This is a genomic window from Leifsonia sp. YAF41 (assembly GCF_052113185.1).
Classification (GTDB): Bacteria; Actinomycetota; Actinomycetes; order Actinomycetales; family Microbacteriaceae; genus Cryobacterium.
Genome location: NZ_JBFRCS010000006.1, coordinates 13,320 through 37,687, shown reverse-complemented (window position 1 = coordinate 37,687; position 24,368 = coordinate 13,320). Strand labels below are relative to the sequence as shown.

Below are 24,368 nucleotides of genomic sequence, written 5' to 3'. Positions count from 1 at the left end.
CGCCTCCAAGCCGAATAGGCTGTGGCCAGAAGCGAACCGTCCAACGAGAGGGGACGTCCGTGGCATCGTTCAACCACATGGACCGGTATCGTCAGGTCGCTCGGATCCTCGCAAAGCATGGGCTGAGTTTTCTCATCGGCGGGCTGGGGCTTGAGAGGTGGATTGCTGCGGTGGACGCAGCTCCCGGCCACGCCGCCACCCACGTGGCGCATCCCGAGCACGTGCGCGCAGCGCTGGAGGAACTCGGTCCGACGTTCATCAAGCTGGGACAGCTGTTGTCGACCCGGTCCGACCTGCTCCCGCCTGAGTATGTCGTCGAGCTCTCCAAGCTGCAGGATGGTGCCCCACCGGTGCCCAGCGCGGTCGTGCTTCAGGTGATTAGAGCGGAGCTCGGGGCCTCCGCCGGAGAGTTGTTCGCTGAATTCGATGAGAAACCCCTGGCCAGCGCCTCGATCGGCCAGGCACATGCTGCGGTTTTGAACGACGGAACCAGGGTTGTGGTGAAAGTGCGTCGTCCTGGTGCGCTGGGGCAGATTCACGAGGACTTGGAGATTCTCCAGAACCTCGCATCCCAGGCAACAGCTCGATGGGAATACGCCGCCGACTATGACCTCATCGGTCTTGTGGACCAGTTTGCCGCGTCTATCCGTGCCGAACTCGATTATCTGAAGGAAGCGAGGAACGCCGAACGTTTCGCCGAGAACTTCCGCGGCAGCGAGATCCATATTCCCCGGGTCTTCTGGAGTACCACCACGTCGAGGGTGCTTACTTTGCAGCGGATCACTGGGGTCAAGGTCGACGACCTCCCTGCGATCGATGGCGCAGGGATCTCTCGATCGCAGGTCATCACGCGGGCGGTGGATGCCATCGCCCAAATGGTCTTCGTTGACGGCTTCTTCCATGCAGACCCTCACCCAGGGAATCTGTTCATCGAAGCCGATGGACGGATCGGCCTGATCGATTTCGGCATGGTTGGCGAAATCGGAAATGAGCTGCGTGATCACCTCGTCGCCCTGTTAGCAGCTCTGTCGCAGGACGATCCCGAACAGATTGCGTTCGCCCTCATCCCGCTCACATCGACGGGCACGCGAATCGACCGCCCTCGGCTGCGGAAAGACGTCGCCCATTTCATGACCCTGTACCAGGGAAAAGAGTTGGGAGATCTGGAAATCGGTCCTCTGATCGTCGAGCTGCTGGCCGTTCTGCGCCGTCACAGACTCCAGCTCGACCCGCAGCTTGTCATGCTCGTGCGGATGCTGTCTATGGTCGAAGGAATGGGGGCGCGACTGGACCCCACATTCAACCTCGGGGTAGCGATCCGGCCCTATGCAACACGTTTTGCTTCCGAGCAATTCTCAGCGCGGGCGATTGCGGCCAGAGCTGCCCGGGTCGGCCGTCAGTTTGCCGCGATCGGGCTGGACCTACCCGAGAAACTTCGAACCTTGGTCGACTCGATCGGACCGAACGGCATCGAGATCCATATCGACGCCGCGGAGCTTGATCCCCTGGTGGGTCGGCTTGAAAGAATTGGGAACAGATTGGTCGCCGCGACTATTGTCTCCGCGCTCATCGGAGGAATCGGTCAACTCACCACCAGATCCGATTCACGGTGGCGCGCCTGGGGCGGCCCGCTGATGAGCGCGGGACTCGGCGCAGTCAGCACCCTCGGCGCTTACCTCGCACTGACTGCACGCCGCCGCCGCCGGCCGTAGTGAACGAAGGTACCGCGGGAGCAGCGCACCGGTGTGCCCGGGGCACCCTCGTACGCCCATCGGAGATCGGTGCCGCTGTCGCCTGGCTCCTGTGGGGGGACTTCTGGCCCTGTCGCGCGCAATCCTCAGAGCGGAGGCTGGAGACCAACCCGTGAATGGAGTGCACGTGGCAGCTCCGACTCGCGACACCGCTCCCGAGGGCAGTACAGATGAGCGCAGGACAGAGAGGACAGCATTATGAAAGCCGTCATTGTCTATGAGTCGATGTTCGGTGCGACCCGCGAAGTAGCCCAGGCGCTGGCCGACGGGCTGCGCTCTGCTGCATCCGGTACCACCGTCACAGTGATCAACGTCAACCAAGCGGGCGAAAGCATCGCCGCAGGCGCCGACGTTCTGATCGTTGGCGGCCCCACCCACATTCACGGCATGAGCCGCCCAGAATCACGGGCCGAAGCAGTGACATGGGCAGATGATTCCGATCGCACCCTCACTCTGGAGCCGGAGGCGCCGGGCATCGGCGTGCGCGAGTGGCTGGAGTCGTTAGCGGAATCGACTGGCGCGCGTGGTGCAGCGTTCGATACCCGCGCGGATTTCCCTCGCATCCTCAGCGGCGCGGCGTCGAACGCCATCCACAAGGCGCTCAGTAAGCACGGCTACACCGAGGTCGTTCCCAGCGAGAGTTTTCTCGTTACCAAAGATGGGCCGCTCGAAGAAGGCGAGCGAGCCCGGGCTCAGGCGTGGGGGCAACGGATTGCTTCGTCACTGATGGGGCCTCCGGATTGAACCGGTTCGTATTCCGCGGCCCACACCGTCGCTCTTACTGCCCTGCCCGGCGGAACGGACGGCCTGCGCTGCGCTAAATCGCGCCGCGCGCCGGCTGACATGATGAACGTGACTGCGTGGCCGCGGCAGCGCTGCCGGCTGCTGGGCGGCCTGGGCAAAGAACCACTGCTTCGCAAACTCAACGACGACCAGGTAGATGACGATCATCCCCAGCACGGCCAGGAAGAAGGGCGCGGGAAGGGGGTCGAAACCCAGCACCCCGGCCAGCGGTGAGAGCGGAAGATAGACCCCGATTGCCACAACGCCGAGCGACGCCGCGATCAGGCCGGTGGACGGGCGACTGCGAAAGAACGGCACGCGCCGGGTTCTGATCGCGAAAATGATGAGGCTCTGCGTCGCGATCGACTCGATGAACCAGCCGGCCCGAAACTCTCCGGGGACGGCGTCGAAGACGAAGATCATCAAACCGAAGGTCGCAAAATCGAAGATGGAACTGATCGGTCCGAACAGAAGCATGAAACGCCGAATGAACCCGATATCCCAATGCGAGGGCGCACGGAGCTGCTCGGGGTCGACCCGGTCGCCGGGAATCGCCAGTTGTCCGGCGTCGTAGAGCAGATTGTTCAAGAGAATCTGTCCGGGCAGCATGGGCAAGAAGCTCAAGAAGACCGATGCCACCGCCGCGCTGAACATGTTGCCGAAGTTGCTCGAGGTTCCCATCAGCACGTACTTAATGGTGTTCGCGAAGATGCGGCGCCCCTCCATCACTCCATCGGCGAGAACTCCGAGATCTTTGTCGAGGAGTACGACATCCGCTGCATCCTTCGCGATATCGGTGGCGCTGTCGACCGAGATTCCGATATCGGCAGAGTGCAGCGCCAGGGCATCGTTGACGCCGTCTCCGAGAAAGCCGACGGCCCCGCCGTTTTGACGCAAGAGCCTAATGAGCCGCGCCTTCTGCTCGGGTGTGACCCGGGCGAAAATGCTCGCGTTGCGCGCGGCGATGCCGAGTTCGACATCTGACAATGCGTCGATCTCGGTGCCCGTCAGCGTGCCTCCCGAAACCAGTCCGAGGTCGACACACACTTTTTCGGCCACGCGAGCGTTGTCGCCGGTGGCGACCTTCACCGTGATGCCGAGTGAAGACAGTCGCTCGAGCGAGGTCCGCGCATCTGCCTTCGGCCGGTCGAGAAAGATCAGAAAACCGGCCAGAACCAAGTCTCGTTCGTCGGCGGGTGTGATGGCCGAGAGATCGGATGCCACCCTCGTCGCGACGGCGATGACGCGAGAACCGGCATCGAACTGTGCGTCGAGCAGTGATTGCGCCTCGGGCGGCGTGCCGACGCACCGCCTCAGGACGTCCTCGGGTGAGCCTTTGGTGATCAGGCGGGCTGCTCCCCCTTTCTCGCGCACCAGGGCACTGGTCATGCGGCGTTGGTGATCGAAGGGGATCAGATCGAGTCGTTCGAAGTCGGAGGCGACGAAAGCAGCGCCCGCCGGCGAGTCCCACAGCGCGGCGTCTAGCAGATTCGAGCCGACCGTCGACACGACGCCCTGGGAGAAGTCGATCTCCGTGGCCAACAGTCCCAGACGAGCAAGGTCGTCACCGGTCAGGTCGGGGCTGATCGGTTCAGCAGATGTATAGCTGATGCGCCCCTCAGTGAGGGTGCCGGTCTTGTCGGTGACAAGCACATCCATGTCACCCAGGTCTTCGATGCAGACCAATCGCTTCACGAGCACCTTGTGGCGCGCCAACTGGCGGGCACCGGTTGCGAGACTCGTGCTGACGATGGCTGGAAGCAGCTGCGGTGTGATCCCGACTGCGATTGCAAGGGAGAACAGCAGCGATTCGATCAGCGGCCGGTGAAGCAACAGATTGGCGATGAAAATCAGGGAGGTCAAAGCGATCGCCACCTGGAGAAGGAGCACCGAGAATTTCTTCAGCCCGAGTTGGAATTCGGTCTCCGGTTGGCGTTCGCCGAGTCCCAATGCAATCCGACCGAATTCGGCGAACCCGGCGGTGGCAACCACAACACCGGTGCCCGAACCGGATTGCACGACAGTGCCCATCAGGAGACAGGAGGTCAAGTCGCCCAGCGACGAATCCTCGGCAACGGGCTCAGGACTCTTGCTCACCGGCAGCGCTTCGCCAGTCAGGATGCTCTCGTCACACTGCAGGTCGTCGCTGTGCACCAGGCGGATGTCTGCGGGAACGATGGCGCCCAGACTTACGCGCACTACATCGCCCGGCACAAGTTCAACGATGTTGATCTCGACCGGGACGGCATCCCGGACCACCACCACCCGGTGTGTCACGCGCGAGTGCAGGGCTTCCGCCGCGCGTTCTGCTCGGAACTCGTTGACGAACCCAAGCCCGATGCTGGCGATGAGGATCACGCCGATCACGATCGAGTTCGCCACGTCCCCCAGAAACAGCGATAACCCGGCGGTGATGATCAAAAGGATCAGAATGGGACTCTTGAGTTGACGGCCCAATACCGACAATGCCTTGGCCTTGTGCGTGCGAACTGCGTTCGGGCCGAACGTGGAAAGCCGTTCCGCGGCGACCGCTTGGCTGAGGCCACCCTCCCCCGATTCCAGTTGGTGCACGACCTGCTCTACGGGTTGCCGCGCCGCGGCAGCGATCGAACCTTGAATCTGCGCGTCAGGCAACAGGTGAAGCCTCCGTCCCAAGGTAGGAACACTGATCGTACGCCGTGCCGATGATTCTGACCGTCACATTCGCCGATCTCCAAAGCCCAAAGGAATTGCCGCTGCAACCCCTCATCCCCACTCTCACGGGCGTGGAGATCGCTCCAGAGGAAATGCCTCGGCGGGACTTTTGACTCTGGAGGGAACATCCACGAATCGTAGGCTCGGAATACCGCGAATAGATGGCTCGCGAAGTGAGGATAAAACGGTGAAACTGCTTCGAACTGTCGACCACTGGCCGACGCCATGAACGAGATTCAGAACTCCGTCGATCTGCCCAACGACTACTCACGAATCATTGTCGGAGTGGATGGATCCGAAGGATCGGTCAAGGCCCTCCGCCACGCCACCGGCCTTGCGCGAAAGTTCGGGTCGGCCGTTGAGGCGATCTGCGTCTGGAGCTTTCCTGTCGCCTACTCCCCTCTTCCCGTTGCGTGGCATCCCGATGAGGATGCACAACGAATCGTGGCGACCGTTGGCGATACCGTTTTCGGGTCGACCTGGCCAAGCTGGTTCACCGCCACGATCCGCGAGGGATCTCCGGCAGACATCCTGATCGCCGAGAGTTCATCGGCCGATCTCATTGTTGTCGGGAGCCGAGGGTTCGGCGGTTTCGCCGGGCTGCTGCTCGGTTCGGTGAGCGCGCAATGTGCCGAACACGCGCATTGTCCGGTGCTCGTGGTTCCGGGCGGCCGCTCGACACGCCAATCCAAGTGAGACGTTGAAAGGCACACGACATGTTCAATCAGATCGTCGTCGCATGGGACGGGTCAGCTTCCGCACAGACTGCGCTCGAATGGGCGCTCAGGCGAGCTGGGACACTGCCGGTTCTCATCGTGAACGTAGTGACGGGGCGAGAGACCGGCAGCGATTACTTGAGTGCAAACTCACCGACATCGAATGAACGCGTCCGGGTCATGGAGGTCGGTGAACAGGCCAGGACCTCTCATCCGGGCACTCCGATTGAAACCGAAGTGCTCCGTGGATCCCTCATCGACGAACTCGTTCTTCTCTCGGTCCCCGGCACACTTCTCGTCGTCGGGGCTACCCCGCGTCGGGCTCGTAGTACGGCATTCGGCTGGTCAGTCGGAACACGAATCGCCGGCGCACATACTCGGGGAGTTCTTGCGGTCATCCCGGAAGATGCTCTCGCCGAGACTCGGTCCGGCATCGTCGTCGGGGTGGACCCCTCAGCAGAGTCACAAGCAGTCGTCGATATCGCGCGCGATGAGGCCGTGTTTTTCAACGAAGAACTTCGACTCGTTCATGCCTGGACGGAGCCGCCTGATTGGCAAGACGTTATCGTGCCTGAGTTGGGACTCGTCGAGAACAGCACTCTTGAAGATTTGCATCAGGGAATTCTCAATGATGCCATCGTCCATCTCGGACAAGGTTCCCCGCTCACCGTTCATGCCTCCCTCGTCAGACGCTTGCCGGCCGGAGCCCTGATCGACGCCGCGAAGAACGCGACTGAGTTGGTTATCGGGAACCACGGATTGCGCGGAATCGGCCGATTCGCACTCGGATCGACCAGCCATGCAGTGCTCCGGGACATTCCCGCGCCYACTCTTGTCGTGCGGTCATAGCTTCACCACGGTACGGAGCGGTTGACGACTAGAGAGCCCGAAGTGCAGCGCTACGGGCAGCGAAACCGGTCGCTATTGCCGAGATCACCACAGTGATCACTGCACCGAGGAGGATTGCGGCATCTTCTCCCGGCGCGAGCATTCCGGTTTGAAGGCCCAGGGTGACCGCAGCCACTGGCACCCCCAGCTGACCGGCCGAAGCCACTGTATGGAGAAGAGGAAGCCGAACAGCGCGTGCGACGAGGTGGGCCGACACCGCGCCCAGTCCCAGACTGATACCCAAGACAATCATCGCCGGATAGGTGATGACTGTCCGGAGATCCAGCGATGCTCCCAGCCACACGAAGAAGAGCGGACCGAAAAACCCTTCAGTCATCCCGAAGAGCTGTCGGGCCAGACGGTGGGGCTCCCCCACCGCAGCCAGGACCAGCCCGAGCGCGAACCCCGCGACCATGATCGAGACATCCGCGAGTTGGGCGATTGCGGCGAACGCGAACAACACGAGAAGGCTGAACCGCAATTCAATCGCGAACCGCCGGCGTTCGGAGAAAAGGTGCAGCCGGCGGCGCAAGTCAGTTCGGTCGAGTCTGAGCAGGATGGCCGACAGTAAGACCGCTGTAGCGCCAATAGCAAGTGTGACCAATGCCGCTTCTAGCGCTCGGTCCGGTTCAATGACCAGGGGAAGGGCGACAATGCAGAACACATCGGCGATCGCAATTTGCGCTACCAACTGAGCCACCGGCGTTCCCCGCAGCCCGACCGACTGCAGCATCGGGAGCACCAGGGCAGCCGACGAGGAGGCGAGCAACACCGCGTACAGTGCCGCATGGTCCGTGCCAAACCCCACAGCGATGGCGACTCCAAGTGCTGCGGCGACGACTCCGACCAATGCAGCTCCCGCCGCCCCGCGCCCGAAAGTGGCCCACACGGCGGGGTCTCGCACCGGAATCTGAGATCCCACGACGACCATTGTCAGACCGAACCCAATTGTTGCCAACAATTGAAATCCGCCAGCGGAAGGGTTGACCAGTTGCAGCCCTGTGGTGCCGATCAGCATCCCACCGACGAGTTCACCGATGACAGCGGGAATGCGCCACGAACCCCGTGCCGCCACCAGCGGCCCGAGCAGACCCACGAGCACGACCAACGCCAGCACCGAGAAGCTCATTGTTTGTCTCCCGGCCGACCGCTCAGCCCGACCATCACTGGGCAGCGCCGCGTGCAGGCGGGTCCAGATGTTGCACGTTCTTGAGGTGCAGGATGGCGGCTTGCGTGCGGTGCTCCAGCCCAAGCTTCGACAGCAACGAACTCACATAGTTCTTCACTGTCTTTTCGGCCAGGCCCAGCCGCTTCGCAATTTGACGGTTGGTGAGCCCGTCGGCAATCAGCGCCAGGATCTGATGCTCGCGGAGACCGAGCAATTCGAAGGCGGGATCCTGCCGGGAACCCTTCAATTGTGAAATGACCCGCCCGACGACCCGTGGATCGATCAATTGCCGTCCTGCAGCAGCGGCACGGACAGCACCAATCAGTGTTCCCGCACGGATGTCTTTGGTGACGTATCCGGAAGCGCCGGCGATGACGGAAGCCCGGAGCGCCTCGTCATCGTCATATGCCGTGAAAATCAGGCATCTGACCTGGGGCTGAGCCTGCCGGATCGACCGACAAACGTCGATGCCGCTTCCATCGGGGAGCCGGACGTCGAGAACGGCAACGTCGGGTGCCGTTGCCGCGATCCTCGCCCGCGCCTCACGCGCTGTGGATGCTTCGCCCACGACCTCGATATCGGACTCGGCGTCGAGAAGTGCGGCTACACCGCGGCGAACCACCTCATGGTCATCGACGAGAAACACTCGAATCACCGTCACAGGCACCGGCTACCCCTCATGTCTCAGCGGGATAGACCAGGTGAGTCGCGTTCCTGTCTCTCCCGACGTGATTTCCAACCCGCCGCCATATTGTTCTGCCCGCATGGCACCGTTCTGGAGTCCACTTCGACGCGTCGCATCGCCGATTCCGATTCCGTCGTCCTCGACGACGACGGTGAGGGTGTCGAGAGAGACGGACACCACGATGGATGCCGATTTGGCATGGGCGTGGCGCACAACATTGGTGAGGCTCTCACGTACGAAGGCGACGACATCGTCTGACAGCTCGGGACCGACGACGAGGTCTAGCGGTCCGGAGAAAGAAAGACCCACCGGTCGCCCCAGGACATTACTCAGCTGATCAGTGAGCTCAATGAGCCGACGACGAACGGTTTCGTCGGAACCTGGACGGTGAGAAAGCGCGAAAACAATTGTTCTAATTTGAGCGATTGCGTTATCGAGCATCGTGACCGTCGCCTCGATGCGCCGGACGGTATCCTCCTCTTCGACCGTCGATTCAATGCTTTGAAGATCAAGGCCGGCTGCGAAGAGCTGCTGAATCACATGATCATGCAGATTGCGCGAGATCCGGGCGCGGTCTTCGAGCAGGAGCATGCGCTGGCGATCAGCCCTAGCCGTCGCAAGCTTCATCGCGACTGCAGCCTGGTCGGCAAGCGCAGAAACGCCCTCCAGATCGAAACGGGTGTAGGAGGGTGATCCGTGCTCCCGGACAGCCACCAGCAAGATCGTCGACTCGTCGTCGGTGCGCAATGGCACGATGAGCGCGGGGCCTGGCATCCAGCCACTCGCGCTGAAGACATCCCCGCCGAGGCTCTCGGTGATGCTTGCCCGCGCACTGGCGCTCGATGCGTTGATCAGCTGACCATTCAGCGACTGAACCGTTCCCTCAAGATCTGCCGCATGGAGCCCCCGAGCGACAATGACATTCGCTGAATCAGATGGAGTCTCACAGCCCAAGACACACACCAAATGAGAATCTGATTGTCGTTCCACGTGCACAATCAGTTCACGCAGCGCATCGCGTGGCTCGCCAGAAAGCAGAGCCCGTGTGACAGCGGCCGAAGCAGCACTCCAGGCCTGTCGCGCCTCGGTCACTGCGAACAATCGCGCATTGTCGATGGCGAATCCTGCCGTCGCCGCAAGCGCAGTAAGAAGCTCCTCATCTTCGTGGCTGAATCGGCCATCGCGATGGTTTGTCAGGTACAGATTTCCATAGATCGTGTCGCGCACTCGAATCGGAACACCCAGAAAAGATTCCATCGGCGGGTGACCCTCCGGAAAACCAACCGAGCGAGGATCCTCACCAATTCGGAGGAGTCGAATCGAATGCGGGTCGTCGATCAGCGCGCCGAGGAGGCCATGTCCCTCGGGCAGATGACCGATCGCCTCGACCTCCAGAGGGTTCATTCCGACGTGGATGAATTGTTCCAGCCCCCCGGTGGGGGCGACGACCCCGAGTGCCCCATACTGCGCGTCAACGAGCTCCAGCGCCGCCTCGACAATCGTGCGCAGTACAGTCGGCAAATCGAGGTGTGAAAAGACTGCTTGGTTTGCCTTGAGGAGTGCTCGCAGCCGACCCTGCGTCTTCAACACGTCATTTGCTCTGGCGACCAGGTCTTGCAGCGCGCGGTCAAGCTCACCCCGCGGCGCATCGGGAAACGTGATCGCGTCATCTTCAGCCACAGCCGGTCCGATCGTGCTCTCAAAGGATGGAAGCACCTCTTTCGCAGTGTAGCCGCGTGTCTCAATTCGCTCAGGTTCTCGGCGAAATAGTCACGACGATCGACCCGGACACCCGGCCGTCACGAAATGCCGCCACCGTTTCGCCCACATCTTCGAATGCCGTGACCGTGACGGTTGGGCGCAACTCCAGATTCTGCGCCAGCTGCAGAAAACGGATGCCATCGCTGCGGGTGTTTGAGGTCACTGTGCGCAGATCGCGCTCGTGGAAGAGCGTCGACCCGTAGTCCAGCGCCGGAACCTCCGACATGTGGATACCTGCGAGCGCGACAGTACCGCCTGCTTTCGTCGCCGCAAGAGCGACCGGAACGAGGGAACCGGCCGGCGCGAAAACGATTGCCGAATCCAAGGGCGTTGGTGGCTCATCCGCTTCAGCACCGACGAAATCGAGGCCCAGATCGGTAGCGAGTTGCCGGTTCAGCGCTCCACGAGTAAGCGCGAACACCCGTGCACCCGCTGCCATGGCGAGCTGTGCCGTCACGTGGCCGCTGGAACCGAAGCCGTAGATGCCGAGTGTTCCACCAGGTGGCAGATTGGCACGCATCAAAGCGCGGAAGCCGATAATGCCGGCGCAGAGCAGCGGGGCCGTGTGCACCACGTCAACGTCATCGAGAAGGCGATAGGCGTACCCTTCTGGAACTGTCGCGAACTCCGCAAAACCGCCGTCGGCATCCCACCCCGTGTACTGCGACCGTGGACACAGATTCTCCGCTCCCGCCCTGCACCACTCGCACACGCCGCAGGTTCGGCGCAGCCAGGCGATTCCGACGAGGTCTCCCTCCTGCAACTCCGTCACGAGGGGTCCCCGATCGATGACCCGACCGATGACCTCGTGTCCGGGGATCACCCCCGGCAGATGCACTGGGAGGTCATGGTCAATCACGTGCAGGTCGGTGCGACAAATACCGCACACCTCGACGGCGATGAGCACCTCGTCATCGAGCGGAATCGGGCGTTGTCGGGTGACCTGCTCCAGTGTTCCGGCGTTCTCGCCGACCGCCCACGCCCTCATTTCGGCTGCCATTGCCGGCCTTTCACGAATGACTGATTGAACCTGCCGCGGACGTCAGGTGGGGATGATCTGAAGCTCGTCGTGCACCGCGCTGACATGAGGCGAAGCCCATGCGGTGTGAACCGCTTGCCTCTTCTCCGCCCAGGAGCGCACGTTCCCGGTCAGCGTCAGTTCCGTTCCGTCAACGGCGACATGGATGCGTTCAGCATCGAGGATGGCGTTGCGCACGAAGGCGTTGGTCAGCTCTTCGACCACATCGTCTGAGCGTGGCTTGCGGGTCAGTTCAATTCTGCTCTCGACCGCGCGTACGCCGGACAAACGTTCAATCGCCTTCTTTGCTTCGAGCCGGAGATAGTGCCAGTCGACGGTACCCGTCAGGACCACCTTGCCGTCATGGATCTCTGCCTTGATCGCGCCCTCTGGCACTCCATCCAGCCAGGTGAGTGTGGTGTTCACGGCCGTAGACAGATCGTTGTCGGACGTTTGGTTGTCACGAACTGTGAGGTCACCCGTGACCACTGTCACCCCGCGCACACGTTGGGCGGCACGCACTGCTGCACCTCGTTCGCCCAGGCTCCGCACGACGCCGGAGAGCGTCACCGCGCCGTCCTCCACGGCGACCCCGATGTGTTCAGAGGCGACATCCGGCGCCCAGGAGAGTTCGGATTCGACCGCGTGCTGAATCGCGCGGTCGTCGTAGGAATGGAAAATTGTGGATGGACTCATGACTCGATGCTCCCTCACCTGAGCAGCCGATTTCAGGGCCAAAAGTCCCTGCTACGACCAGATGCGGTMCCGTTGACACCCGCGCGGTCCGGAATAGCATGAACTCGCAGCCACATGCTTTGCCCCTGTGCCGACGTGGCCCGGCTCACTGAGATCGCAATCAGACGTCAATCAGAACTCAATTCAAGGAGATGTCATGACCGAAGTCATCGTGACGCAACTCGAGGTCAAGTCTCACGACGCCCCCGACGAGCACCGCACCGCGGAGCGAACCAGGATCGAGGTGAACCACCTGGGTGAATACTCGGTGGGGCGCTTCACCTTCGAACCAGGTTGGCGCTGGTCAGACTGCATCAAGCCCATCGTCGACACCGATTCCTGCCAGAACAACCATGTCGGCTATTGCATCTCCGGCACCCTTGAGGTGCAAACGGATGCGGGTGCTCGCGCCGTCATCACCGCCGGCGACTCCTTCTCAATTCCGCCCGGCCATGACGCCTACGTGGTCGGAGATCATGACTTTGTCTCGCTTGAGCTGTTGAGTGCACCGGACTTCGCTGTACACGATCACCTTCAGCGGCCGCGCCTGAGGTAGGCGGTCGGCGCTTCACCCTGTACAACGAACGTGCCCGCACGGAGGTTCTGACCGGCGTCGTGGTGCACCGCCTCGCTCTCGCCCGTGACCATCGATTCATCTAAGGTCACGGCATGCGCCTCGGTGAGGGTCAGATCGGCGGCGATTCGGTCGCCGGCGCGAAGCAACACGACGTCGTCGCGCACGAGTTGGCTGGCGTCAACCGTCTGCTGTGAGCCGTCGCGACGAACCCGCGTCTCGGTGGGCAGCAGATCCCGAAGTCGCTCAGCCGACCGGTCGGCACGATACTCCTGCCAAAACGCAAACAGGGCGATGAGCACGATAAGTGTGTGTCGCTCAAGGAGAAGGTGACGGGTAGCTTCCACTCAGGCCTTTCGGCCCTGGAATTGTGATCCGCGAGCGCGCACCCTTGAAGACAACGCTCGTCACGAGCCTTTCACCGCGGTGCTGACGGGCATCCACTGTGGAAGGAGTGTGTGGTGTCGGCAGAGGAAGTCGTGCGCGACCTGGAGAAGGAGGAGTGCTGGATCTACCTCAGCCGGGAGGATGTCGGCCGTCTCGCCACCTCTGTCGATGGGAAGCTCGATATCTTCCCCGTGAACTACTACGCCGATGGTTCGTCGATTCTCATTCGCACGGCGCCCGGCACCACCCTGCTTGCGCTCACGGTGCACGATACGGTCGCATTCGAAGTCGACTCGCATACGCGAGACAGCGCCTGGAGCGTCGTGGTTCATGGTCGCTGCCGTCAACTTGAGCTGCAGTCCGAGATCGACGAAGCCGATCGAACGCCGCTCGTCTCCTGGCTGCCAACGCTCAAGTACCGATACGTGCGACTCGAACCGACTGATCTCACCGGGAGAACTTTCCTGCGGCTGCCAGAAGCTGACCGATACTGAATCGACCAATCCCTCGTCCGGAGACGGATCCACCCCGACGAAGATTGAGATCACGACGGGCGAGGGTTGAGGCGGAGATGTGGAGATGGCAGTAGACCGAGCCGGGAGGAGCCCGGATGGGAGTCGCAGCGAGTCAACGGCAGCTATAGCGGATAGACAACACGGGTCTTCCACTGTGACGTGTCGGTTTCGCCGTCGGGGCCGACGAGGTATTCCTCCCACATCTCGGATCCGGCCGTCAGACCTCGCTCGGCGAACCAGTCGATGAGCGCCGAGTATGTTGCCGCAAGGCCTTCATAGGAGCCGACGTGAATTGTTTGAATGGCCGGCCCTCCGGGGAGAGTCTCCGTCACCATTCCACCGCCGGCGGTCACCGGTCCCCCGACAGGGAATCCTGCGGTGACTTTCACAGTGGCGGTGGGAGCGCCGTAATAATGGGCGACCGGGGGGCCGGTCGGAAATACCCCTTGCCGGGCGAGTTCGGTCGCCGTCGTACCGAATGCGCGTCCGAAGAACTCAGTGAGCCGGTCCATCGGAACCGTCTCGCACACGCCCGCGATCATCCGCGGCTCCAACTGAACCTGTTCGATATCCATGATTCCGATGTCCTCTGTCGTTGCCGGCATGATGCCGAATAACCCCAGCATCATCCCGATCTGATGATTTGCGTCAGGACGAAGGTCCCCCGGCGGCTCACGGCGAACCACCGTGCTGTGCAGAGCGAAGTCCGGCCTGTCCGGATCTGCCGTTTTGCTCTCGATCGTCACCGACTCCGGTCTTCCGGGAGCCGATGTGATCAGCCCTCTCTGCCCCTCGGATTCCTGCCTAGTAACGGTAGAACGCGTCTTGAATATGACCGCGCTGTAAGCCACGCGCCAGACAAAGCTGGAGGAGCACTCGGCTCTTCTGTGGATTGAGCTGGTCCGACGCCACCAACCCCAACACGTCATCGTCCAGCTCGATGTTGCGCCCGACATCGCCGCTGCTGACGCGCGAACTTCGAACAACGATCACGCCACTGCTGGCARCGTCGGCCAGGGTCTGCGCCACATCCGTGGGGACGTTTCCGTTCCCCACCCCCGCGATGACGATTCCCTGGGCACCGAGAGAAGCGCTGGCACGCACCAGATCCGCCGGCATGTTCGCGTGAGCGTGCAAAATATCCACGCGAGGCAGGGCGACTTCGCCTTCCACGGAGAACTCAGAGTCGGCGGTATGTGGATGCATGGGGTAACGGAAATAGCGAATGCGACCATAGCTTGCGGTCCCCAGCAATCCCGGGCCAGGAGAGACGAACGTCTGCACGTCGGTGGTGCTCGACTTCGTGACGTCCCGCGCGCTATGGAGATCGTCATTGATGGCGACGATGGCGCCGCGCCGCCGAGCTTGTGGATCCGCCGCCACGCTCACCGCGTTGAACAAATTGAGCGGACCGTCCGGGCTCAACGAAGTGGCAGGACGCATCGACCCGGTGAGCACAACCGGGCGCTCCGACTTCACGACCAGATGGAGAAAGAACGCCGTCTCCTCGGCGGTATCCGTGCCATGGGTGATGACAATACCGTCGGCCTCATTCGCGGAGAACAGCGCGTTTACTCTCGCGGCGAGCTTGAGCCACAGGCTGTCATTCATGTCCTGACTGCCCACTTGGGAAAACTGTTCGCCCGTCAGCGTGGCCACACTCCGGAGGCCGTGCACGCCATCGATCAACGCGCTGACGCCCAGTCCGCCCGAGCGGTATCCCGGATCGACAGGGGACGGAGCCGTGCCCGCTATCGTTCCGCCCGTCGCAAGTATGTGCACTCTGGACATCGAAACTCCTGTCAACTCGCGGGCGACTTGAACTTCCGCACTATCCGGACATCGAATACGGAGAGCCGTAGCTCATGATTCTCAAGCCTGGTACGCACCGACCTAGGGCTCCTCGGAGCTCGACGGAGTCGGCGCTGGGCTCTCGGGCACTGGGCTCTCGGGCACTGGGCTTGCGGGCGATTCCGGCTGGTTGAGCTCCTCGATCGCCTTCTGAAACGCGCTGATCGTGGCCGCATCCACAGCTCCGGTCGGTTCGACACCCAACTCTGCCTGGAACGCCTTGACTGCCTCAGTCAGCTCGGGTGTCCAGATGCCGTCCACCGCTCCGGGCCAGAAGCCGACGAGCTTCAGAGACTGTTGGACGGCGGCTGTCGATACCAGAGATTCTTGAGCGGCCGCCCCGCCGAGCGCGAGGAGTTCGACATGCAGAGCGTCGGCGGTCGCCTTGTCGACCGTCCCCGTCACCGGTAGCCCGTTCGCCTCCTGCAGCGCTTCGACCGATGCGACCGTCGCCGGCCCATATACGCCGTCGACCTCACCGTCGTAATACCCGGTGTCGGCAAGATCCTGTTGCAGCGCTGCCGTATATGTACTCGCGGCTGCCTCGGCCTCCAGCGCCTGCTGATCGGTGACGCATCCGGCATCGACAATGAGACGCAACCAGGCCAACTCCAGGGCGACGGCCGCGGCGTTAAACTGCTCGGACGCGTCCGCCAACGCTGTCTGGTCGGTGATCGAGCCTTGGGCAGTAGCGAACTCGGACTCAGCCTGTTTGACCCGGTCGACGGTCGCGCTGGGCGGAAGTGGGCTCGTTGTCGGTTGTGTCGTGCCCGCACCGGCGTCACTCGGCGAGCCCGACGGGCCCGCCGTGGCCTGTTCCAGTGCCGCGCGAGCCTCAGTCAACTCCTGTTCCGCAAGGACGAGATCCTGGTGGGCTTCGACAGCTTGTTCGGCACCATCGAGGGCACTATCGCGGGGCTTGGCGAGGTCGGTGCCTGCCTCCCTGACATCGCCGACGGTGGGCGCGGTGTCGTTCAGCACGTCGCCATACCGATCGAGGGTGACTACGTAGGTTTTGCTCGCCTCACAAAACGTCTCCGACGCAGCTGCGAACTCCGCCTCGGCGTCATTCACCGCCTTCTCCTTGAGGGAGACCTGCGCCTGGGCGCGATCAACGCTGCTGACTTCACCTGTGCAACCAGCGAGCCCGACCACCGCGAAGGCGATCCCCACCACAGCGGCTGCCCGAAGCCCCCACGCCGACTCAGAGACGATCATCATCCGTAGCCTCCAATGCAAACCGCGTCACGGCCCATCATGGTCGCTTCGCGCACATTGCGCCACCGAGCCGCGGGTTCCGTGCGATGGCGCGAGAATGGGTGGGTGGGCACCCTTCAACTCAGCACCGACAGCTGGATGCGCTGGGCTGAGCCCGCTGCCCTGGTCGGTGATGAGACGCGAGCGATCGGGCTTCTCTCGGCCGACGAGCGGTCGCGATTTGCAACCACGCTCTCGGCATCGGCCAGGGAGCGCTTGCTCTGGGGCCGTCTCCTCCTGCGCGAACTGGTCGCCGAGCAGATCGGGTGTGGTCCCGCCGAGGTCACGATCGACGCACGCTGCACCGACTGCGGCGGCCCTCACGGGCGACCCGTCACGACCGGGCCGAGCGACGAAGCACGTGCGCTGTCGCTCAGCGTCTCCGCGTGCGCCGGAATGGTGCTCGTGGCGACAAGCCTGAGCAGACCGATCGGCATCGACGTCGAGCCCTGCGCAGTCAGCGCCGGTCAACTCCAGGGGATCCGTCAGGTTGCCGGTGACACCGAGCATCCGCTTCGCCACTGGACCCGCATCGAGGCTGTGCTGAAAGCGGATGGCCGCGGCCTGCGGGTCGACCCCCGGCAGGTACGGGTGACCACACACGGAGCTGAGCTGGAAGGCACGCTGTATCGTTTCGCCGAACCAGACTTCGATCCACGATTCGTTCTCAGCTCGGCCTTTGGCCCGGCATACGCTCCGGCAGTGGGGGCAGCGCCTGGCTCAACAGCCAGGCGTCGAACAACCCGTCAAGCGGTCGATCGCTGTACCGGCCCGCATGCGCACGGAAGTCATCCGAATTGACCGGGGTTGCGGAACCGTTCTTCGTCGCCCACTCGCGCAGCATCGTGAAGAACGGTTGCTCGCCGAGCATGGTACGCAGAGCATGGAGAGTGAGCGCGCCTCGTTTGTAGATGCGGTCGTCGAACATGTTGACCGGTCCGGGATCACCGAGCAGGATGTTCTGCGGCCCGGTCATGAGTTGTGCGTGGAATCCCCGGGCAAGCACCTCCGCAGTTTCTTTGCCGGCGTGCTCAGACCAAAGCCACTCGGCGTAGCACGCGAAACCCTCATTGAGCCAGATGTGCTGCCAACCAGCGAGGCCCACGCTGTTGCCGAACCATTGGTGGGCGAGCTCGTGCGCGATGAGCCGCTCCTCGCCACCGAAACCGTCGACGTGGTTAGCGCCGAAGATCGCCATCGACTGCGCTTCGAGCGGGATTTCGAGATCGTCGGAGGTGACGACGGCGGTGTAGGTGCCAAAGGGATACGCCCCGAATACGCTCTCGAAATAGCCCATCATCGCGGGCAGAAGGGCGAAGTCGGTGCGCACACGGGCCTGCAGCTGTTTCGGGTAGGCGAGGCGAGCCGGCACGGCGCCGAGTTGAACCTCTTCGACCGTGTAGCGGCCGATCTGCACGGTCGCCAAGTACGTCGACGTTGGTTCGACCTGTTCGTACAGCCAGGTGCCCCGACCCGATGCCACGGTGTGGGCGGTGAGCACGCCGTTGCAGATCACGGTGTATGCCTGCTCGGTGGTTACCCGGATGCTGTATCGCGCCCTGTCGGCCGGGTGATCGTTGCAGGGGAACCAGCTCGGCGACCCGGTGGGTTGGGAGGCGACGATCACACCGTCGGTGAGTTCCTCCCAGCCGACGAGCCCCCATTTGCTTCGCCGCGGCGCCGGTGAGCCGGAATACTCGACGACAACCATGAAAGCCGTACCGGCGGGGATGGGCAGCAGCGGCACGACGGTCAGTTTGCCATTGGACTGAGCCCGAACCGCCCGTTGGCCGTCGACCGACACCCGGGATACCTGCAGCCGGCTCAGGTCCAGGGTGAACCGGCTCAGCTCTTGATTGCTGACGGCACTGATCGTCGCCACGGCCTCCAGCCGGTTCGTCGCCGTTTTGTACTGCAGATCGAGCCCGTAGTGGTCTACCTGGTAGCCGCGGTTGCCGCTGGCCGGAACATAGGGGTCATGCGCCGTGCTCGCACCGATGCCGACCGCCGTCATAGGATGGCCGCGGCGTGGTAGTCGCGCGTGGTCACATCCCGCCACGGGCCGATCGGATTTCCGCTCCAGCGGCTCCCCTGCGGAACGACTTCTCCGCGCATGACAAGGGATGCCGGGCCGATCGTGGCATGCGCCCCGATGCGCGCGGCGGGAAGGATGACGCTGTGCGGGCCGAGAGTGGCGCCCTCATCGAGGGTGACGGTGTCCATGCTCATGATTCGATCATGAAAAAGGTGAGTCTGCACAACACAGCCCCGATTCACCGTGGCGCCGTCGTGCAATGTCGCGAGATCTGGTTCGGGCAACCAGTAGGTTTCGCACCAGACGCCCCGCCCGATCCTCGTTCCCATGCTCCTCAGCCACCAGACCAGGGCGGGCGTGCCCGCGGTCGCGTTCGCAAACCACGGCGCCGCGACCATTTCGACGAACACGTCGGCGACCTCAGTGCGCCACACGAATGAAGACCAGAGCGGATACTCCACGGCTTTCATGCGACCCACCAGTGCCCACTTCGCAATCGTTGTGGTTGCCGCGGCGGCGGCGCCCGCCACGAGCATGACGAAACCGCCCAGCAACACAGTCGGCCAGATGCCGGCCAGGTCGATCAGTGCCGCGATTCCGACGAGCACGCCCAGGCCGATCCCGGCCGTGACGAGCACCGGGATGATCCGGGTGAGCTCCCAGAGGCTGCGTGCAACACGTAGTCGGGCAGGCGGGTGGAACGTGAGACTGTCGTCTGATACCGCCACCGTTCGACGCAGTCGCACCGCCGGCGATCCCAGCCATGACGAACCAGGCTTGGATTTCGGCGGCGCCGACGAGAGCACCGCGATGAGGCCGTCCCTCGGCACTTTGTGGCCTGCAGGAACGATGCCGGAGTTTCCGATGAAGGCGCGTTCGCCGATGTCGATCGCGGCGATCCGCAACCATCCGCCGCCAAGCTCGTACGGCGCGATCATCGTGTCGTCGGCGAGGAAGGTGCCGTCGCGCACCGTCGTCATCGACGGGACAAGGAGCACTGTGGATGCTTCGACATCGCGGCCGACTTTCGCTCCGAGCATCCGCAACCAGACCGGTGTGAACAGACTGGAGTAGATCGGGAACAGCAGTGTCCGGCTCAGGTCAAGCAGACGTTCGATCGTCCAGACCTGCCATCCCGTGCGGCTGCGCACCGGGTAGGTGCCCTCGCGCACGGCGAGTCCGAGGAGCCGCACGAGAATGACGACGAGCCCGGCCATGACGACGCCGGACAGCAGCGTGGCCGGCACGAGCATCCCGAAGGCGCGGACTGCAGCCTCGGCCAGCGACGCCGAATCGCGGATCGCTACAGCGATGAGCACGAACCCCGCCAGAAATGACAGCACGGGAATTGCTGCGATGGCGACCGCTGAGAGGCCGAAGCCCGCGACCCATCGGGTCTTGCGAGGCGGGCGCTCCCCCGGCCACCATGCCCGGGCCTTGCCGATGCGCTGCGCCGGCGATCCCGCCCACAATTGTGCGGACGGCACGCGGCCGAAGACAGCGGAGCCGGGCGCGATCTCCGCACCGCGACCGATCTTGGTGCCGGGAAGCAGGGTGCTGCGTGCTCCGACTGTGCTGTTCGCTCCGATCCTGATCTCGCCGATCCGCACGGCGTCGCCGTCGATCCAGTATCCGGCGAGATCCACTTCCGGTTCGATTGCCGCGCCCGCTCCGATCCGAAGCATGCCTGTGACCGGCGGGAGCGTGTGTAGGTCGACGTCCGGTCCGATCGTGGCGCCGAGCGCCTTGGCGTAGTAGCTGATCCACGGCGCACCGGACAGATTCACCGCCCCGATCTGTTCGGCGACCTGTTCCGCCAGCCACAGGCGAAGGTGCACCCCGCCCCCGCGTGGATAGTCGCCGGGGCGCAGCCCGGCCAGCAGCATCCGTGCAGCCACGACGGAGATGGCCATGCGCCCGAACGGCGTGGCACAGACGAGGAGCGCAGGAATCAGTCCCCACAACGGCGCCGTCGGTAGCACCTCGAATCCGCCCACCCCGTGCAAGACGGTTCCCACGACCAAGACGTAGAGCAGCCAGCGCACCCCGGCGAGCATCTGAAGTGGGATCGACAGAACCGTCTGCAGAACCTGCATGCGCCGAGGCGTCGGCGTCACCCGGTGGTACTCCCGAGGCGCGACCGGAATCTCCGGGAGACGCGCGTCGAGTTCATCGGCCATAGCTCCGAGCCGCGGGTGCGAGTAGATGTCGGCGACGGTGAATCCGGGATCGTACTGTCGGATGCTGCTCACCAGCTGGGCCGCGGCGAGGGAACCGCCGCCGAGGTCGAAAAAATTCGCGTTGACGTCAGTCACCGGGACGCCGAGGACAGTCTCCCACTGCGCAGAAAGCCGGGCCTGCATCAGGGTGAGTTCCGACTTCTCGCCGTCGGCGTCGACACCGGGCAGCGGCCAGGGTAGCGCGCTCTTGTCGACCTTGCCTGACGTGCGAGTCGGCAATTGGTCGACCTCGGCCAGCAAAGGAATGAGGGCAGCGGGAAGCTCCTCGCGGAGTCGGGCCAAAGCCAGTCCACGGTGCAGAACGGCACCGTCCGCCATCGCGACGTAGCCGACAAGAACTTGATTCCCGGCCTGCGTGTCGCGCACAGCGACAGCCGCAGCTGCCACGCCGTCGAGCAGCTGGAGGGCCGACTCGATCTCGCCGAGTTCGATCCGCCGTCCGCCGACTTTCACCTGGTCGTCGACGCGCCCCTGAAAGACGAGGCCCTCGGATTCGTTGCGAACGAGGTCGCCGCTCCGGTAGGCCCTGGTCCAGCCCAGTTCCGGGTGCGGGGCGTACTTCTCCGCGTCCTTCACTGGGTCGAGGTATCGCCCCAACCCGACCCCGCCGATGATGAGTTCCCCCACCATGCCTTCCGCCACCTGCTCCCCGTCAGGGCCGACGACGGCGAGATCCCAGCCGTCGAGAGGCAGTCCGATTCGAATCGGCGCGCGTCCATCGAGCAGAGCAGCGCAGGCAACGACCGTTGCTTCGGTCGGACCGTAGGTGTTCCACACCTCACGTCCGTCCACGGCGAGCCGCTCGGCGAGTTCGGGCGGGCAGGCTTCTCCGCCGAAGATCAGCAGGCGCACGTTCTCGAGGGACTCCTGCGGCCACAGCGCCGCCAACGTCGGGACCGTCGAGACGACGGTGATGCCTCGGGCTGTGAGCCAAGGCCCGAGGTCCATTCCCGTGCGCACCAAGGCGCGCGGGGCAGGCACGAGACAGGCGCCGCTCCCCCACGCCAGCCACATCTCTTCACACGAGGCATCGAATGCGACCGACAGACCGGCCATCAGTCGGTCGCCCGGACCGAGTGGTTCGTCGCGGAGGAACAGCCGGCTCTCAGCATCGACGAACGCCGCCGCGGATCGGTGGCTGACGGCGACGCCCTTGGGGCGCCCCGTTGACCCGGACGTGAAGATGATCCAGGCGTCGTCCTCCGGCCGGGGCGGGTCGACAATTGGATGACTACGGATGCTCGCATGCGGCGGCTGCGAGTCGAAGAGTGGGTCGTTCGCGCCTCGTTCTTCGCCACTTCTCACTGAAACGAAGGTGCCGCCCGTAGTGATCACACCGCTGACGCCTGCGTCTCCGAAGACCAGGTCGGCCCGTTCCTGAGGGTCGTCTGCGTCGACGGGCACGTAGGCTGCCCCGGCAGCGAGAACCGCAAGGATGGCGATGTACAGCTCGGACGAGCCTGACGGCATTCGAATACCCACCCGGTCACCTCGGCGCACGCCTTCGGCGAGGAGACGAGCCGCGACCTGCATGACCCGCGCCATGAGTTCGCGGTAGCTGAGAGAGCCGTTTGCGTCCTCGATGGCAGAGGCTTCCGGATATCGCGCGGTCGTGTCACGCAGGATGTCGAGCAAGGTACGCGGCGGCGCAGCCTGATCGCCGCGCAGCAACACGAGTTGCCGCGTATCCACATGCGTCACATTGCTTCCTGTCTCTGGGCCCGCTTCCGGGCGATAGCTCGCCGGACGAATCCGCCACGATAGCCCGGCCGGGTAACGGGCGGGTGAATAGAAGGGATGAGGCCTAGTGCTTGGCGAGGAAAGCGCTCAGGTCTGCCTTGTTCAGCCTCGAGAAGCCAGACAGGCCGGCCGCCTTCGCCTGGTCGCGCAGCTGCGCCAATGTCGGTTCGGGTACCACCGGCGTGGAGGGCGCGCTCACCGGCGTGGAGGGCGCGCTCACCGGCGTGGAGGGCGCGCTCACCGGCGACGGGGAGTCGGCCGCTGCGGGTGCCGCGGCTGTGGGCGATGCAGCGGAGCTGACCGCGCCGCTGGCAGTCACGGACCGGGTGGTTCTGTTCGCGGCCCTGTCATTCTTCGCCGGCGTCGTGGGCTTGTCTTTCTTCGATGGCTTGGCTGCCACCTTTGACGACTTGGCCACCTTCGCCGGCTTGGCCACCTTCGCCGGCTTGGCAACCTTCGACGACTTGGCCACCTTCGCCGGCTTGGCCACCTTCGACGGCTTGCTTTCCTTGACGGTTTTCCCGCTCTCGCCCGGCTTAAGCACAGTACGAGATTTCTCCAGGCCCTTCTGCAGCGAACGCTCAAGAGCGGCGGCTTCCTTGCGGGTGACCTTGTCCGCCTTCTTCGCCGCCTTGACGGCGGCGTCGATTGCCGTGCGGGCCTGGGCAATTGCAGCCTGTGCGTGCTTCTCGTGCTTCGTCAGGTTTGCCATGTCGTCTCTCCTCTTCGTCACGATGACGGGTCTGTAACCCGATCATGGCATCCGCGTGGTGACAAAGTGCGACTTCACCGGCACATTTTCAAAGAACCCCTGGCTTGCGTGGAGACTCAGGCGTTAAGACTGGGGTATCTGGACTCGAACCAAGAACAACTGATGCGAGCGGGCTGCGGCGAGCTAGGGTCGCACGCTTCGCGTTTCGCTCAGCTGAGCGATGATCGCGTCGATCAGCAGGCGCACGGCTTCGGGCATGTCTACGGCGGTCGGGTCGAGCAGCCATTGCACTTGGAGGCCGTCCATCCCGGCAATGATCGCGGAAGCCGCGTGCTGCAACCGCCGCTCCCCCGTGCCTGAAGGCGCAACGTCATGGAGGGCCTCGACCAGCATGTCGCGAAGTCCGACATAGCGCGCACGGAAGTAGTCCTGGGCCGGGTGGCCTTCCGTCACCGAGTCCGCGGACAGCACCGTGTACGCCTGTACGACACCAGGCCGTCGCACGTTCATCTCGGTTGTGCGCACGAGGTGGTCGAACAGCGCCTTTCCAGTAGGAATGTGCTTGCCTTCGAGCTCCGCAACATCTGAGGCGTCTCGGTATTCCAGCATCGCGATGAGCAACTGGTCCTTCGAACCGAAATGATGCACGACGCCGGCATGGCTCATGCCCGCCTGCTCGCCGATCTCCTGCAATGAGCCGTTGTTGAAGCCCTTGGCGCCGAAAATGTCCATCGCGGCATCGAGAATGCGTTGCCGCTTCTCGGCGGTCTCCGGGCGTGGCTTCGCCACTCGCGCCCCAACGGGCACCGTCTCGGCGCTTCGAGCGTTCTTCGTGACCATGCGTCCCACCTCCGGATA

General features: G+C 63.5%; 20 protein-coding genes and 1 pseudogene. 6 read left to right on the top strand and 15 right to left on the bottom strand.

Going from position 1 to position 24,368, the window contains the following annotated elements; translation table 11 throughout:
- Positions 1-77 precede the first annotated feature (77 nt).
- Together AB4Y63_RS07060 and AB4Y63_RS07055 are read left to right on the top strand one after the other, a co-directional pair.
- Entirely contained in the window at positions 78-1,712 is a 1,635-nt protein-coding gene (locus AB4Y63_RS07060) for an ABC1 kinase family protein (protein ID WP_441790474.1), read from the top strand.
- A 237-nt stretch (positions 1,713-1,949) separates the two neighbouring features.
- A complete protein-coding gene (locus AB4Y63_RS07055; RefSeq protein WP_441790341.1) occupies positions 1,950-2,495 on the top strand; it encodes a flavodoxin family protein in 546 nt (181 codons plus the stop codon).
- Here the strand turns inward: AB4Y63_RS07055 and mgtA are convergent.
- Entirely contained in the window at positions 2,472-5,168 is a 2,697-nt protein-coding gene (mgtA, locus tag AB4Y63_RS07050) for a magnesium-translocating P-type ATPase (protein ID WP_441790340.1), read from the bottom strand. The two genes, AB4Y63_RS07055 and mgtA, sit on opposite strands and share 24 nt — an antisense overlap.
- Positions 5,169-5,453: 285 nt before the next feature.
- On the opposite strand from mgtA, the gene AB4Y63_RS07045 reads away from it, so the two are divergent.
- Positions 5,454-5,924: a universal stress protein gene (locus tag AB4Y63_RS07045; protein WP_441790339.1), complete on the top strand. Its 471-nt coding sequence runs from the start codon at positions 5,454-5,456 to the stop codon at positions 5,922-5,924.
- 20 nt (positions 5,925-5,944) lie between these two features.
- A complete protein-coding gene (locus AB4Y63_RS07040; protein ID WP_441790338.1) occupies positions 5,945-6,793 on the top strand; it encodes a universal stress protein in 849 nt (282 codons plus the stop codon).
- 28 nt (positions 6,794-6,821) lie between these two features.
- On the opposite strand, the gene AB4Y63_RS07035 is transcribed toward AB4Y63_RS07040, so the two are convergent.
- The 6 genes and pseudogenes from AB4Y63_RS07035 to AB4Y63_RS07010 all read right to left on the bottom strand — a co-directional run bounded on the left by AB4Y63_RS07035 (position 6,822) and on the right by AB4Y63_RS07010 (position 12,160).
- Positions 6,822-7,961 (bottom strand): cation:proton antiporter, encoded by a 1,140-nt coding sequence (locus AB4Y63_RS07035; protein ID WP_441790337.1) that lies wholly within the window; start codon positions 7,959-7,961, stop codon positions 6,822-6,824.
- A gap of 34 nt (positions 7,962-7,995) precedes the next feature.
- On the bottom strand, positions 7,996-8,667 hold the full coding sequence (locus tag AB4Y63_RS07030; RefSeq protein WP_441790336.1) for a response regulator: 672 nt from the start codon (positions 8,665-8,667) through the stop codon (positions 7,996-7,998).
- 3 nt (positions 8,668-8,670) lie between these two features.
- Positions 8,671-9,432, bottom strand: a complete 762-nt coding sequence (locus tag AB4Y63_RS07025; RefSeq protein ID WP_441790473.1) for a sensor histidine kinase — start codon at positions 9,430-9,432, stop codon at positions 8,671-8,673.
- Between the two features lie 423 nt (positions 9,433-9,855).
- A pseudogene (locus AB4Y63_RS07020) lies at positions 9,856-10,275 on the bottom strand (GAF domain-containing protein); the annotation flags it as partial.
- Positions 10,276-10,435: 160 nt separating this feature from the next.
- On the bottom strand, positions 10,436-11,446 hold the full coding sequence (locus AB4Y63_RS07015) for a zinc-binding alcohol dehydrogenase family protein (RefSeq protein ID WP_441790335.1): 1,011 nt from the start codon (positions 11,444-11,446) through the stop codon (positions 10,436-10,438).
- 42 nt (positions 11,447-11,488) lie between these two features.
- Complete coding sequence (locus AB4Y63_RS07010) at positions 11,489-12,160, bottom strand: BON domain-containing protein (protein ID WP_441790334.1); 672 nt, start codon at positions 12,158-12,160, stop codon at positions 11,489-11,491.
- A 196-nt stretch (positions 12,161-12,356) separates the two neighbouring features.
- On the opposite strand from AB4Y63_RS07010, the gene AB4Y63_RS07005 reads away from it, so the two are divergent.
- Positions 12,357-12,755: a cupin domain-containing protein gene (locus tag AB4Y63_RS07005; RefSeq protein WP_441790333.1), complete on the top strand. Its 399-nt coding sequence runs from the start codon at positions 12,357-12,359 to the stop codon at positions 12,753-12,755.
- Here AB4Y63_RS07005 and AB4Y63_RS07000 read toward each other — a convergent pair.
- Complete coding sequence (locus AB4Y63_RS07000; protein ID WP_441790332.1) at positions 12,734-13,075, bottom strand: P-type ATPase; 342 nt, start codon at positions 13,073-13,075, stop codon at positions 12,734-12,736. The genes AB4Y63_RS07005 and AB4Y63_RS07000 overlap by 22 nt on opposite strands.
- Before the next feature lie 159 nt (positions 13,076-13,234).
- On the opposite strand from AB4Y63_RS07000, the gene AB4Y63_RS06995 reads away from it, so the two are divergent.
- Positions 13,235-13,654, top strand: coding sequence for a pyridoxamine 5'-phosphate oxidase family protein (locus tag AB4Y63_RS06995; RefSeq protein ID WP_441790331.1), 420 nt, complete (start codon positions 13,235-13,237; stop codon positions 13,652-13,654).
- Between the two features lie 143 nt (positions 13,655-13,797).
- Here AB4Y63_RS06995 and AB4Y63_RS06990 read toward each other — a convergent pair whose 3' ends face one another.
- The 7 genes from AB4Y63_RS06990 to AB4Y63_RS06960 form a co-directional block, all read right to left on the bottom strand.
- Positions 13,798-14,280, bottom strand: a complete 483-nt coding sequence (locus AB4Y63_RS06990) for a GyrI-like domain-containing protein (protein ID WP_441790330.1) — start codon at positions 14,278-14,280, stop codon at positions 13,798-13,800.
- Between the two features lie 199 nt (positions 14,281-14,479).
- Complete coding sequence (locus tag AB4Y63_RS06985) at positions 14,480-15,481, bottom strand: type II asparaginase (RefSeq protein WP_441790329.1); 1,002 nt, start codon at positions 15,479-15,481, stop codon at positions 14,480-14,482.
- A gap of 87 nt (positions 15,482-15,568) precedes the next feature.
- A complete protein-coding gene (locus AB4Y63_RS06980) occupies positions 15,569-16,747 on the bottom strand; it encodes a peptidoglycan-binding domain-containing protein (protein ID WP_441790328.1) in 1,179 nt (392 codons plus the stop codon).
- A 703-nt stretch (positions 16,748-17,450) separates the two neighbouring features.
- Positions 17,451-18,797: a M1 family metallopeptidase gene (locus tag AB4Y63_RS06975; protein ID WP_441790327.1), complete on the bottom strand. Its 1,347-nt coding sequence runs from the start codon at positions 18,795-18,797 to the stop codon at positions 17,451-17,453.
- Positions 18,794-22,759 (bottom strand): Pls/PosA family non-ribosomal peptide synthetase, encoded by a 3,966-nt coding sequence (locus AB4Y63_RS06970; RefSeq protein WP_441790326.1) that lies wholly within the window; start codon positions 22,757-22,759, stop codon positions 18,794-18,796. The genes AB4Y63_RS06975 and AB4Y63_RS06970 overlap by 4 nt, the downstream gene beginning before the upstream one ends.
- Positions 22,760-22,862: 103 nt before the next feature.
- Complete coding sequence (locus tag AB4Y63_RS06965; RefSeq protein WP_441790325.1) at positions 22,863-23,510, bottom strand: hypothetical protein; 648 nt, start codon at positions 23,508-23,510, stop codon at positions 22,863-22,865.
- Positions 23,511-23,693: 183 nt separating this feature from the next.
- Positions 23,694-24,350, bottom strand: coding sequence for a TetR/AcrR family transcriptional regulator (locus AB4Y63_RS06960; protein WP_441790324.1), 657 nt, complete (start codon positions 24,348-24,350; stop codon positions 23,694-23,696).
- Positions 24,351-24,368 lie beyond the last annotated feature (18 nt).